Here is a 14,486-nt window from a genome sequence, read left to right on the forward strand (position 1 = left end):
TTTAGATGCTGTTGAGCTTAACAGTTGATAATGGATTATAAGTGATTATTTGAGTGTGGCAAGGCGAATTTTATAGCCATGCCTGCTCAGCGCAATCTCCCAACCAGGTCACCTTGTCAGCCAATTTCCTGATTTACAAAGGCATAATGAGAGGTGCCTCGTCAATAAGTCACTCTAACAAACCAATAGTTGGAGTGACGCAAATTGCAGCGGCAGGTATTTAATAATCAGCGATATGCAGTTATGCGCTTTAGCCCGCTTGTTGCAAACAACATTCAGCGATAGCACAAACAATAAACTTTAATTTATAAATTGAGCAGCGATTACAGGCAGCCGGAATGCAGATCTTCCACCTGCGCAAAATCGTTTACTGTTAGTAACTCTTATCAGCCTGCAATAAGCTACACTGAGTTATTCTACATTTCACAATGACCTGGAAGCTTTTGCGAAGTGCCGGAATTCTAGTTTGAGGATACTATTATTGCTGCCAATAAATACATTCGAGAGATGAGCATACAACTTAACAAATATTATCAACGCTGCCTGCCTTATTTACTGTTGATTATCATTGGGATGGGTGCAGGCTGTAAAGAGAAAACAACCATAAACGAGGGAAAAGGACCCATAAAACCCGAAAAAGCTATTGCTACATTTCAGTTGGAACCCGGGTTTAAAATTGAACTGGTCGCATCCGAGCCTTTGGTTGCCGACCCTGTTGATATGGAGATTGATGAGTATGGACGTATGTATGTGGTAGAAATGCATGGTTACCCGCTGGACAAATCCGGTATCGGCGACATAAAAATACTATCAGATGCTGATGGTGATGGCAGAATGGATAAAAGTGTTGTGTTTGCAGACAAGCTAGTTTTACCTTTTGGGATTATGCGCTGGAAAAAGGGGTTATTAGTCGCCGATGCTCCAAATATCCTATATTTTGAGGATACGAATGGTGATAACAAAGCAGACATCAGAGATACGGTGCTTACAGGTTTTGCCTTCTCCAATGCACAAATGAATGCAGGCAATCCTTTATACAGACTGGACAACTGGATTTATCTCACTTCAGAGTCCGGAGGAACCTATAACATTTATAAAAAGGAATTTGGATATCTCGGCAGCGATATTTATTTCCTGCATCATAAGGAAGCACCACGGCTAAAGTTGGAAGGGACAGGTCGCACGGTACGTTTTCGTCCCGATCAGCATCAGCTCCAACTAACTTCGGGTGTCACCCAATTCGGGCACGACTTTGACCAGTGGGGCCATCATTTACTCGGTGATAACTCTAATCACATTTATGAGGAAGTCATTGCTGCTCCTTACCTTCAACGTAATCCGGATTTGCTTGTTTCAAGCTCAACACAAACCCTTACAGACCATGGATCAGACGTATATCCAATTACCCAAAACCCCAAGCGCCAGATACTTACCGCTGCAGGTGTTTTTACTTCTGCCTGTGGCAATACCGTTTATACCGGCGGCGCCTTTCCTGCACCCTTTAATAAAAATGTCACTTTTGTAGCCGAACCTGTCAGCAACCTTGTTCATGCAGATATTTTAAAAGATTCAGGAGCCACTTTCGTTGCCAGCCGTGTGGGGCGTGAACATAAGGAATTCCTTGCTTCAACGGATGCCTGGTTTCGTCCGGTTAATATGTATGTAGGACCCGATGGGGCATTGTATGTATTAGATTATTACAGGCAAATCATTGAGCATCCGGAGTGGATGTCGGAGGAAGCAATCAAGGCAGGCGGACTGTATAATGGTATGGATAAAGGACGGATCTACCGGATTTCAGCAACTAATGGTAAACCTGCAACCTGGACAAAAGGACTCCGCTTAGGCGATGCGTCAAGCGAAGAACTGGTGAAGGAATTGGCTAATGAAAACAGATGGTGGAGGTTAAATGCACAACGGTTATTGGTAGATCGTGCAGATAAGGGAGCCATTCCTGCTTTGATGCAGATGGCAAAAAACCCTGCCGCTGCAATGGGCAGGCTACATGCGCTCTGGACCTTAGAAGGTATGGGCGCACTTAATGCAGCGCTGATACAAACGGCTTTACATGATAGCGTGGCAGGTATTCGGGCGAATGCCATTAAATTGGCGGAACTTCATTTATCCTCTTCGCCCCAATTAGCAAGTGCTTTATTAGGTTTACAGAACGATAGGGATCCAAAAGTGAAGTTTCAATTGCTTTGTACCATTGGTTACCTGAATACAGAGGAAGCAGCACGGGTAAGAGAAAAACTATTATTTCAGAACCTGAAAGATAACTGGTTCCAGATTGCTGCTCTGTCCGCCGCTTCTTCCCAGACTGCTTCTTTGCTGAAAGCCGTAATGGCAAAATATAATCCGCAGGAACCTGCCTATAATTCGCTTATTCAACGCTTAACAGCAATGATAGGAGGAAGCGGGGAAATAGAGCATATTCGTTCGCTTATTAAAAAAGCTACACTTGCCTCATCTGAAAAGCAGGCATGGCAGCCGGCAGTGTTGGAAGGTTTAACCGAAGGATTGGAGCGAAGAGAAAAGGCTTCGGGATTAAAAGATGAACAAAGCATTCTCGTCGATGCATTCTTTAACCATCCTTCCGCTGACGTACGAAATGCAGCTTTACACCTCTTAAAAGTGGTAGGGATACAGGACGACCAGTTGTCGAAAGCATCGATGGAAAAAGCGGTATCAACAATTGAAAACCGTAATCTTCCTGATGAAAAACGAGTGGAAGCTATTCATTTTCTGGCGCTACGTGATCCTTCTGCCAATGCAACCCTATTGAAGCAACTCATTGTGCCACAAGAGCATTCCTCCGTTCAACTGGCAGCATTAAATATACTTAGCCTTGCACCTGATAGTGTTGTAACCGGCTTTGTATTGGCACAATGGCCGGTACTTACGCCCGAACTGCGGGATGCAGGTATTAATACTTTTCTGACATCGCCAGGAAGAGTTACTGTATTACTGGATGCAATTGATTCCGGGAAAGTTCAAAAAGAAAGTATTGGTTTTTTGCAGGGTGTTGAACTAATGACACAGGGAGATGAAAAGCTTCGTAAACGTGCCCGTTCCATTTTCGCTCATAATGATGAGGAGAAGGTCAATAAAGCCTATCAGCAGGCATTACAATTGAAAGGCGATGCGGTGAAAGGAAGGAAGCTATTTATTCAAAGCTGTGCGCTTTGTCATAAAAGAGGAGATATTGGCGCTTCCTTTGGACCAAACTTAGGTACTGTAAGCCAATGGCCACCGGAAGGTATTATGGCTAATATTCTGGCTCCCAATTTATCCATTGCTGCCGGTTATGAGCTTTGGGTGGTGGAACTGAATAACGGACAATCGGTGCAGGGAATCATCGCCAGTGAAACACCTGCAGCCATAACACTTAAAAATGCCGGCAAAGGTGAAAAGGTGATAAAACGTTCGGATATTAAATCTTTACACTCACTTCCTATATCTGCCATGCCCGCAGGTTTGGAAAAAAACATTAATCAGCAGGAGATGGCGGATTTGATTGCTTTTTTGCGGCAGAATGAGTGATTGGTGCTATTAATCATAGAAAATGCTCTGTAATAGAAGAAAGTTTGTCGGATTGGAATATTCATGGTGCTGTTGATGCTTGTAATTGCATTTACGCTTGATTGCTTGCAGTAAGTTGTTGTTTGTCACTTTTTGCTTGATCAAAAAGTAACCAAACCTGCCTGATGGCAGACAGGAAATCAAGGACGGCATGATCGCTCCGCGCATCCGTCCGGGCCTGTGCCTCTACTTATTCTAAGTTGCATCTTTGTTTCCGGGTATGTGGTTTGGCTAACAGCAAATTCTGCACAGAGCCGCCGTAAAAACTAAAGTTGCGTAAGCGTGCAATGGCGGTAATTGCGGCGGCATTTATGCGTTTAATCAAAAATTTATAATACTCATCTATCCACATTTATGAAGCCATATTCGAAATTATTAATTACCGGTACAATTAAAAACATAGCAGAAACACGGCATTGTTTTTTTATACTTATTGCCGTTTTGTTGTTCAACACAATTTCATTCTCCCAAAACACTATAACTGCGGGCAAAACAATAGACGTAGGCGTTGCCCGGATTGATATAACTCCCGAAACGCCCATACGTCTTGCAGGTTACGGAAACAGAACGAAGTCGGAGTCGGAAGGGGTCATTCACAGACTGGAAGCAAAGGCACTGGCTTTTGGCAGCGATGCGCAACATCCATCCATTTTTATGACGGTGGATCTGGTAGGAATACCCGGACATATCAGAGAAGAACTGGCTACCCAGCTATCAAGGGAAACTGGTATTGATCCTGCCCAGTTTGTCATTTGTGCTTCCCATACACATGGCGGACCTGAAGTTGGGAACCTATTAAATATTCTTCAATATCGGGGTGATACCTTTAGCGACTCTCTTTTACCCCTTGACCAGTTAATACATATTTCCAGGTATATAGAGGTGCTTAGCCAAAAGCTGAAAGCTGTGGCTTTAGCTGCACTTAAGGATCGGAAACGAGCCTTGGTTGACTGGGGACAGGGACAGGCCGGATTTGCAACAAACCGGCGAACGGAAGGTGGCCCGGTTGACCCATCCCTTCCTTTATTGCGGGTTACTGATCCTGATGGTAAATTAAGGGCGGTTTTAGTTAATTACGCTTGTCATGGAACTACATTAGAAGGTAGTGTAAATCAAATTCATGGTGATTGGATTAGCGAAGCAAAACTTATTATCGAAAAAAATCATCCCGGAGCTATTGCCATGATTGCCGTTGGTTGTGGTGGAGATGCCAATCCACAACCACGGGGTGAAATGAGCCATGTAAAATTACATGGCCAGGAAATAGCCGATATGGTGGATAAACTTTTAACTGCACAGTTGCAACCGCTCACTGTTCCACCGGCAGGACGAATGAAGTGGATAAAGCTCCCTTTTGCCCATATACCTTCCCAACAGGAATTGATTGAGCAAACTGCGGATAAATCGGTAAAAGGTTATTACGCCCGTTTAGCACTTGATCGTATAGCAAGGGGGCAGGCAATACCTGCCAGTCTATCTTATCCTGTACAGGTATGGACCTTTGGCAATGAGCTGGCAATGATTAACCTTGCCGGCGAAGTAGTAGTGGATTATTCTATAAGACTTAAAAATGACTTCGGAGCCGAAAATACCTGGATTAATGCCTATGCTAATGATGTACCCTGCTATATTGCTTCAAAGCGTGTTATCCGGGAAGGAGGTTACGAGGCAGAAGAAAGTATGTATTTTTACGACAAACCATCTCCATTGGCAGAAAGTGTTGAGGATAGCGTTGTAAATGCCGTACATGACCTGATGCCGGAACCATTCAACATAAAAAGAGCTACAGCTAACCATCCTGCACTCATTCAACCAGAGCCGGATGGTTCTTTATATTTAACTGCATCGCGGGCAAAGGCAACAGGGCCTAACATCCAATATATGCCCGAATGGAAAGCCTTCGGTTGGTTTAATACAGAAGATGCGGTGGAATGGAATGTGCAAGTAGGAAAAAAAGGGCGGTACGATGTGTATCTGGATTGGTCCGTTTCCGACGCCGAAGCTGGCAAATCGTTTGTTTTTGAAGCGGGTGGTAAAAAGCTGAAAGGGAAGGTTAGTAAAACTGGTTCCTGGTTTACTTACAGAAAAGAAAAAGTAGGAACAATACAATTAGCAGCGGGTTTGCAGAAGATGGTTTTTAAATCCAATTCAACGTCGGAGAAAGGTGCCATGCTGGATTTGCGCCAGGTAATAATCGTTCCGGTAAAATAAGCCCATTTTTCAACCAATTACCACAGCGCACCTTGAAGTAAATAAGAAAGCATATCGCTGGTATATTCCAGATCAGATTTAACTGAAAGCTTAATAAAAGGTAATGTTTTCCTCTATCAGCCGGCGCCTCACCGACCGAAACAACAGGCTTGATTGCTGCTTAGTGATGTACTTGCTTACGAAAGAAAATTAGCTGTTGCAAAATAATTAATGGCAAGGGCAGCACTGATGATGAGCAATCCAAAAAACTCTCTTGTTTTTTCAATATAAGGCTTAGTTGCCTGCATGCTTTCTGCAATACTTGGATGCTTATATTTTATTATCCAGTCGCGCACCCCGTCTCTTGCAAAGAACAATGCCGTTGCGTAAACCAGATAAAAAAGAATGAGCACCAAATAAACCACCGGAAGAAATATTTGAAAAGCAGCCAAAACACAGCAAACTGCTGCTGCGAGGTAAATGCTTACCCAAAGCCACGCATCCTTGTCATTAAAATTGAAATACGCAAATACAACAAAGGCAAGAAAGAAAATGCTATTTAAAATGATTAGTAACATAGATAACATTGAACTAATAAATACAACAATACACAAACCAATTGATGACTGCAATAATTCACGAGTAAAATTATTGTGAATGTGTTTGTACAAAATCAAAAAGTGCTAAAAGAAGATGCCAACATTCTCCTCCGTGTGGTACCTGCGCAGGAGTAAAAAGATAAAGTCAGCGTTCAATTTGCCCTTTTATGTTTTCAATGTTTGCTGCGATCATCAATTTGTAAATAACATCAGGTGCTGAAGTAAAGCAGCAACACCATCCTAATACCGCTTCATGCCGGGATGAAGCATGATATATATTTCGGTAACATTTTTGTCTTTCTCATGTACAATAATGCCTGTGCAAATTTGCTGCTCATCAGCATTGGCAATTTCAAAGGCTATTCCTTGTTCCATCGCATCATATAGTACAATTTTTCTTCCGTCTTCGTTATACGATGCAGCTTTTTGCAAAGCCGGAAAATGTTGTCTGATCGTTTCCAGTGAAGCATACACATGAATACTATCCTGAGTGAAAAAATAAGGCGAAGTAGTGCGTATTTGCTGAACCGTTTTTTTGCGCATGCTACTGTCTTTATAAGTAGTATAAACATTCAGCACCGTAGCATTGTTATGCTCATCGCGCTTACCCTTCCACGTAAGCCAGGCTTTGCCCATGGCGGCATCGCTCACATCGGGACGTCCTAATACCTGCAGCGAATCCACGTTTTCATTCAGCTTTACTTTTCCTATGCGTTCGCCGGGAACAATCAGTTGTGCAGTATCAAAAGCATGTACTTTGTTGCGCGAAACAGTGTCTGTATTTTCATCAGCCACGTTCATAGTTACCGTATCGAGTTCACCGGTATTTGTATTATTGTTGGTACATGAAGCAACAATCAAACTCAAAATCAACAACCATTTCATAATTTGCTTTTCGCTGCTGTTGAAAAAACTGTACCGCTATTGATTGCTTTAAGCAACCGATAGTTAAGAATGAACATTGAAAGGAATGGACGAACTTAACTTGCAGAGCCTAATTGTTTCAGTTGGTGAGATATCAATCGAAACAACTTATGTGTTTTAGTAAAAGCCTTGCGGCGTTTCTTTTGCGTTTAGTTCTGTTATTTCCCAGATAAGATGCCTGTGACCGGGCATAATTACAAAACCATGCACTTCAATTTTGTTTTTAGGTACAAATGCCGGCGTGAATCAATATCGGTTTGCTTAGGGTATCATTTTCTGATAGTTTATACCGGCTATTAATGGTGGTGGTCCAGAAGTAAGTCCTGTCCAACTACATGTAACTTTTCCGGCGTTGCTCCTTAAAATTCATCTTCTAAGGCAAGGCAATCAAAAGGTTCGTGAAGGCACGAACCAAGGCGGGGAGCCATCTTCATTCCACAAGGCTGTGGCGTCTTTAGCGCTATGCCGCCAATAAGTTCTATATAATACATCAAATAAGCACCGGCTTTGTGAGGAAAACGGTTGATGAAAATCAATCAAATGCAATCCTGACGAAATACTTAAAATATAAAAAGGCAGGTTTTCAACCCACCTTTTGTATTTTAAACGATGCATATCTTTTCACAACTTATCACATTACTGAACCGTATAGGTTGTGAATGAATAATATTAGGCCGGATAATAGCTGCCTTCTGAAACATCATCTGTATGGCCCGGATTATCTTTTTTCATGAATTTATCCCGTATATCTGCCGGCACATAATCATGAATTAGTTTTTTACCTTTCTCTTTTAATCCATCAAACATACTGCGCCTTTCTTCCGGAGTCATTTTAGAGTATTTGTAGTAAGCAAAGGCTGCTAAACCTGCTAACAGCAAAGAGCCGCCGGATCTTGTTCTATTTTGTAACATGTTGTTGAATTTTTAATTTGAAAAATATTTACTTATGTGTAATAAAATATCGTACCGTAATTGCTATTATCTTACATAATACAGTTGTAAATCAAAAAAATTAATGTAACATACTTCGTATTAGCTTTGCGCAGTAGTAAAAGATAATGGCAGAGACGGAGTTGTTCTCCGCCGGGGTTCCCGTCTTCAAGAACCTGCTGATTATTATCTTAGGAATTGTTATTGCCCGGGGAAATGTAGCATGTGGTTGCTGCCACCTGATTTATTATACATTTTTCCGGGTAAAGAATTTGTGATTGCTACTTTAATTAAATTTTTAAATTGAAGTAATTCCCTCCTCTGCAGTATCTCCCTTTATAGCTTATGTGCGCAGTGCTATGGAATATTGCGAGTGTTCATCATTAGCTTAGATAAAGGTTTGTGGAGATACGAGCCAAGCGGAAAGTAACTTCTTAGTTGTTTAGTATGTCTAAATAAATCATTGTTAAAGCTATCGTATCATACGCAGCATGCGAAACAATGGGATACCATAGGTTTCCATTGTATCTCCTAAGCAGATATGTCCAATACAAACCTCCAAGAGTGGCAGGAATAACACCAAAAATACCCTGCTGCCAATGATACAGCCCAAACAAAACACTTGTCAAAAGTCCGGCAAGCCAAAAGGAAGATTTATATTCTGCTAACCATTTTTGTATAGTTCTTTGAATAAACCCTCTAAAAACGATTTCTTCATAAAAACCTCCAACTACCCAAGCGGCAATGGTAATTATCATGAGGTTAATAATATTGTTTTTTATAAAATCATACTCAGTATAAGCGCTAATGTAATTCTTAAAGAAATAATTGATAAAGGGGAAGTAAACAAGTTTAATAAAAACCATCCAAAGAATTGCCGAAAAAACACCAATAATAAAAGTGTGGATAGATAAACCTTCGCGTTTAAGCCCGAGGTCGGCAAGTGTCTTATTTTGTCGTTTTAAATAAACGATAATTAACGCAAAGCAAATAATAGCATAAGAGTAAAAAGGTAAGGGAACAAAATGCGGAAATAAAATCAGGAGTGCAATGATACAAACATCTACTATCGCCTTTCTGTAACTTATTCCGTCCATGCAGTTAATTTATAATTATTGCCAACATTTCACCACTTGTCAAAGTAGCGGCGTTCAATGGTTCGTTAGCCCAAATATAGCTATATAGCTCAATATAAAATTGTGGCTGATTGGCCTGCGTTTGGCCGCTATGGCAGCAAACCACCTCCAATGTTTACAATTCAGTAAATTTATTACAGATAAGTAAAGAGATAATTGAAAGAGCAAGGGAGCGGAATAAGATGTTCAAACCAAATAGGCGTAATTGGAGTCTTACTAACATGATCATCACCGCGCTCCTTTATACCCGCCCAGGTTCGTATCTTCACGAGCCGATGATTGCCTTACCAGGCTGCCGCCTGCACTATTTACAATTTTGCTCTTAAAGATACATCGAATAAAGAAATACAGTCAAGAGGCTCATGAAAACACGAACCCCCGGCAGAGGAAGTGTATGCTTTGCCAGATATCGTGAAGAAAAGAATCTTAGCAAGCGCTATTTACTGCAACCCCTTGCAAATACTTATTTCCTCACCAAGTGCTGTCTATCGTCCTGATAGCCTTGGAGCAATCATCGACATTATTGTTCCAGACTTGCAAAAATTTACCCGATTTATACCAGTTCTTAACAATAAGGTTAGTTGAACAATTGAAATCGTTTAATTACATTTGAACGCAAAGAATTGCATCATTCAAATAATGCCTATATGAATAACAAAACACCGGAAAATGCTTCCAGGAGAAATTTTATCCGCAACGCTTCTTTAGCCAGTGCCGGCTTTTTTATTGTTCCCCGTCATGTGTTGGGAAGAGGGTTTGTAGCGCCAAGTGATAAGCTGAATATCGGGTCTATTGGCGCAGGTGGTAAAGGACAAAGCGACATTGCTAACTTTTACAAATCGGGCAACGCCAATATTGTAGCACTCTGCGATGTGGATGACCGCCAATCGAAAAAAACAAGGGAAAAGTTTCCTAAAGCCACTTATTACAAAGACTTCAGGGAAATGCTGGAAAAGGAAAAGAATAACATTGATGCAGTGTCGGTATCTATCCCCGATCATTGCCATGCAGTGCCTGCTTTAATGGCCATGCAAATGGGCAAGCACGTATATGTTCAAAAGCCATTAACGCACGATATTTATGAAGCGAGGGTGCTAACCGAAGCTGCCCGCCGTTATAAAGTAGTAACACAAATGGGCAACCAGGGCTCATCGGGCGATGGGGTACGGCAGATGCAGGACTGGTACAATGCAGGATTGATAGGCGATGCGCATACTATACGCTGCTGGACCAACCGCCCCGTTTGGCCACAAGGCAACGGGTATCCTACCACAAAAGATCAGATACCACCGGAACTGGACTGGAATTTATGGTTAGGGCCTACCCAATTTCACGAATACCATACTGCTTTTGTTCCTTTCAACTGGCGTGGTTACTGGGATTTTGGTACCGGCGCATTGGGCGATATGGGCTGCCACATTATTGACCCGCCTTTTAAAGTAGTTGGTTTGGGATACCCATCAGAAGTGGAGTGCAGTGTAGCTGATATTTATGAGGAAATGTGGACACCGGCTTACCATCCCGAAAGCTGCCCGCCGGCATCCTCCATTAAAATGAAATTCCCTGGTAAAAATGGCAAACCGGATGTAAAATTAACCTGGATGGATGGTAACATACGTCCGGAACGTCCCGAAGAATTAGGACCTGATGAACCAATGGGTAATTCGGATGGTGGTGCTATTATAGAGGGTACAAAAGGAAAAATGATGTGCGGCTGTTATGGTGCCGATCCTACCCTTTTGCCAACTTCCCGAACCAAAGAAGTTGGTGATGTAAAGCAAACAGTAGAAAGAGTACCTGGCGGACAGGAAGGGCACTATGCCCAATGGGTAAATGCCTGTATAGCCGGCTATGGCAATGGCAAAACCAGCTCTCATTTCGATTATGCAGGTCCGCTCACCGAAACCGTACTTTTTGCCAATCTGGCATTACGGAGCTGGAATTTAAAAGATGCAGCAGGCAAATCATTTCCCGGAAGGAAGAAACTATTATGGGATGCAACAAATATGAAGATCACCAACTTTGATGATGCCAATCAGTTTGTAAGAAGAGCATACAGGGATGGCTACTCGTTTAAGATTTAAAAAGAACGTACTGTAGAGTAGCTTTTCAGATAATAAAATAGAAAGCCGCTTCATTGATCAATGAAGCGGCTTTCTTAATAGAAGCAGAATAGCACATTACTGTATATTATACCATTTTCAAATGTAGTATTATATAAGCGTTATATACAAGCCTTAACCTTTATGCTTGCAGCGTATCGCCTACGGTTTGCAGCTTTTATATTTATTACAACCTAAAGGAATGGTATTAATTAAGTGTAATTAACATTAATAATAAGCAGCTTTTAATAGCGTACCATCACCCAAACTGGTAATGTACCAGGTACGTATATTTACTTGTTTTAATCCCACAGGTATATTAAGACCACCTGCAAGCTGGCGGATAGTTTTGCCATTTGCCCATACCAATGCGCCGCTATTCGGTTCAAAGCCTTTCAGCCCGAATGTGGCATGTTGAAGTACCAAATGCCCTAAAGAATGCCCCTCAGCAATATCCACCAGGGTGGTAAGACCATCCTGATAAACAGATACGCTGCCAGACATGGATATTTTATAAATAAGCGCACTGCCGGTGGGAAAAGGAAAGCCCGTTAACGTAGTTACCAAAAAATCACGCCCATCATACATAATCCCCGTAGGTACACATTGAATTTCCGGAGAACCTATGGGAGTAGGATTGGCTACGTTAGGCAATTCGGCAAGTACGGTGTACTGGTTTGCACCTTTGCGATGCAAAACGGCATTGGCACCAGCATCAGCAATGTACAAGTCACCCTCCGGCCCCTTTGTAAGATTGTACGGATGGGTATCGTGTGCATTATTTACAAAAGGGTAAGATAATACAAAGCTGCCTATATCTTCATACGGAAGTGTAGAAGCATCAATTGGTGTATCGCCCGGCTTAAAGTTAGAAACATTGATGTTGTACAAATAATTTCCGGCTAATACATGCAGCACTCCTTTGTCCAGCAGCAGGTGAGCAGGTCCTTCCACCTCTCCTGATACTGCATTATTAATGGAAGCCAGGTTCACAATAGCATCGTACACTTCGCCGCTTGGCGTAACCACTACTACTTTTCCATCATGGGCAGCAGTACCGGTTTCACAAATCCAGATGTTACCACCCGCATCTGTCTCGAGCCCCATAGGACTTACCAGACCTGAGGCTACAGTAGTAATGTGCAGTGTAGGAAGGTTATCGGGCACTTTATTGCACCCCAAGGAAAAAGACAGTAATGCAATACATGTTACATACAACCAGGGCAACTGTAGCCTGGAAGCACTCTGTAAAAAAGTCTTCATATGTTTTGGGATTTTATCTTATAAAAATAAGTTAAATGAAAATAATATTCAATACATAATTGTAAAGAAACGTGGCAAGCCGTAGACTTGCAGGAGGTTTTATTTGCCTTGATGTGCTTTCGCAGTACACTTCTAAAAAACGGGGCTTAAGTAAAAAGGTGCGCGCGAAAACACCTCGAAATACGCAGGGGAACATAAAGGATATTGGGGTTGCACGCACTGCGGATCACAAACATACTCCTCACACCGTGAGGTGTTGCCAGATCACGTCATACACATCTGTGGGAGTTACAACTGTTTTATCAATTTTATTATCTGTAATCAGCAGCGGGTGGAAGGCAGCATCTTTTACCACCCTGCCGTGCGAACCCTTTACCAAAGTGGCATCCAGCGGTATTACATCCATTACATATCTAAAACCGGCTTTCTTGCGTAGCAATTTGTAGCCAGCCCTCGCTTTAGAAGTCATAAATAACTCTACCGGGTCGTAGCCGGGCTTTTTATGAATATCCACCACCCGGGCGTAGTCCGGCGCCTTGGCATCATCCAGCCAGAAATAATAAGTAAACCAGCTTTTTTCATCTGCCATCAGCACCAAATCTCCCGCCCTTTCATGATCAATATGATATTGCTGTTGCTTTTCTTTATCCAATACCAGTTCAATACCGGGTATGCCCTCTGCAATTTTACGCACCTGTTGGCTCACAGCAGGGTCATTGATATATACATGCGCTATCTGATGGTCGGCAACTGCAAAGGCTTTGGAGGCGCCGGCATCCAGCAGTTCCAATCCGCGTTCTACTCTCACCGCTAATAGTCCCTGCTGCCGCAACAAGCGGTTAATATGAACAGGGTTACTTACATTGGTAATCCCATATTCTGATAACAGCAAGATGCGGGCACCTGTTGCAGTAAAATGAGTTACCAGTTGTTCTACTACTTTATCTATTTCGGATAAATCTTTACCAATCTTATTAAAATTCTGTCCCCACTTTTGCAAGCCATAATCCAGGTGTGGCAGGTAAATGAGCGTAAGGGTTGAACTGTATTTTTTATCGGTGTAAATAGCGGCATCGGCAATCCATTGGGTAGAGGTAATATCGGCACCAGGCCCCCAAAACTTGAATAAGGGAAACTGCCCTAAGGCTTGTTGCAATTCGTCCCTGAGGCTGGCAGGATGCGAGTAACAGTCAGGTATCTTTCTTCCGTCTGCCAGGTAATTGGGACGCGGCGTCACTGAATAGTCGGCGCTGGAATACATGTTGTACCACCAAAACATGTTGGCACAAGTGAAAGATGGATCTTCCTTTTTTGCCCGCTCCCATATTTTTTCTCCCTGCACCAGCTTGTTAGATTGCTTCCAGAACTTTACCTCACAATCGGTGCGGTCGTACCAGCCATTGCCTACAATGCCGTGCTCCGCCGGCCACTTGCCGGTAAGATACGTGGACTGTACAGAAGTAGTAACTGCAGGCAGCAGCGGAGATATATTGGTTAATTGTTTTGTTGCAATATACTGTTGTAAGAAAGGTGTATGCTCACCAATGAGCGAAGTGGTAAGTCCGACTATATCAATAACAACTGTTTTGTGCATGGTGTAGGTTAGATGTTTATTTTTCTTTGGTTAAATTAACACTGCCAGCTAAGTGCTTTCTGACGAGTATGGACATTGTAATTTTTAGAAAAGTAATTTTAGCATTTTAATTCGTATTTACTTTTTTCTCGCCGACTTGTCGGGACAGGCATTGAAAGAAAAAAGT

The 14,486-nt window shown here is 42.3% G+C and carries 9 protein-coding genes; 3 read left to right on the plus strand and 6 right to left on the minus strand.

Going from position 1 to position 14,486, the window contains the following annotated elements; all coding sequences use genetic code 11:
* The first annotated feature begins 507 nt into the window (after positions 1–507).
* A complete protein-coding gene (locus tag FC093_RS10125) occupies positions 508–3,543 on the plus strand; it encodes a PVC-type heme-binding CxxCH protein (RefSeq protein ID WP_240743257.1) in 3,036 nt (1,011 codons plus the stop codon).
* Positions 3,544–3,936: 393 nt separating this feature from the next.
* A complete protein-coding gene (locus tag FC093_RS10130) occupies positions 3,937–5,793 on the plus strand; it encodes a neutral/alkaline non-lysosomal ceramidase N-terminal domain-containing protein (RefSeq protein ID WP_137261665.1) in 1,857 nt (618 codons plus the stop codon).
* A 176-nt stretch (positions 5,794–5,969) separates the two neighbouring features.
* On the opposite strand, the gene FC093_RS10135 is transcribed toward FC093_RS10130, so the two are convergent.
* The 4 genes from FC093_RS10135 to FC093_RS10150 all read right to left on the minus strand — a co-directional run bounded on the left by FC093_RS10135 (position 5,970) and on the right by FC093_RS10150 (position 9,322).
* Positions 5,970–6,350: a transmembrane 220 family protein gene (locus FC093_RS10135; RefSeq protein WP_137261666.1), complete on the minus strand. Its 381-nt coding sequence runs from the start codon at positions 6,348–6,350 to the stop codon at positions 5,970–5,972.
* 261 nt (positions 6,351–6,611) lie between these two features.
* A complete protein-coding gene (locus FC093_RS10140) occupies positions 6,612–7,256 on the minus strand; it encodes a hypothetical protein (protein WP_137261667.1) in 645 nt (214 codons plus the stop codon).
* Positions 7,257–7,964: 708 nt separating this feature from the next.
* Positions 7,965–8,207, minus strand: a complete 243-nt coding sequence (locus tag FC093_RS10145) for a hypothetical protein (protein WP_137261668.1) — start codon at positions 8,205–8,207, stop codon at positions 7,965–7,967.
* Positions 8,208–8,659: 452 nt separating this feature from the next.
* Positions 8,660–9,322, minus strand: coding sequence for a CPBP family intramembrane glutamic endopeptidase (locus FC093_RS10150; protein ID WP_137261669.1), 663 nt, complete (start codon positions 9,320–9,322; stop codon positions 8,660–8,662).
* Positions 9,323–10,008: 686 nt separating this feature from the next.
* Here FC093_RS10150 and FC093_RS10155 point away from each other — a divergent pair.
* Positions 10,009–11,445, plus strand: a complete 1,437-nt coding sequence (locus tag FC093_RS10155) for a Gfo/Idh/MocA family protein (RefSeq protein ID WP_137261670.1) — start codon at positions 10,009–10,011, stop codon at positions 11,443–11,445.
* 246 nt (positions 11,446–11,691) lie between these two features.
* On the opposite strand, the gene FC093_RS10160 is transcribed toward FC093_RS10155, so the two are convergent.
* Both FC093_RS10160 and FC093_RS10165 read right to left on the minus strand, forming a co-directional pair.
* Positions 11,692–12,726 (minus strand): ScyD/ScyE family protein, encoded by a 1,035-nt coding sequence (locus FC093_RS10160; RefSeq protein WP_137261671.1) that lies wholly within the window; start codon positions 12,724–12,726, stop codon positions 11,692–11,694.
* Positions 12,727–12,967: 241 nt separating this feature from the next.
* Positions 12,968–14,320: an alkaline phosphatase family protein gene (locus FC093_RS10165; RefSeq protein WP_137261672.1), complete on the minus strand. Its 1,353-nt coding sequence runs from the start codon at positions 14,318–14,320 to the stop codon at positions 12,968–12,970.
* Positions 14,321–14,486: the final 166 nt, after the last annotated feature.

It is taken from the genome of Ilyomonas limi, assembly GCF_005233845.1.
Taxonomy (GTDB): domain Bacteria; phylum Bacteroidota; class Bacteroidia; order Chitinophagales; family Chitinophagaceae; genus Ilyomonas; species Ilyomonas limi.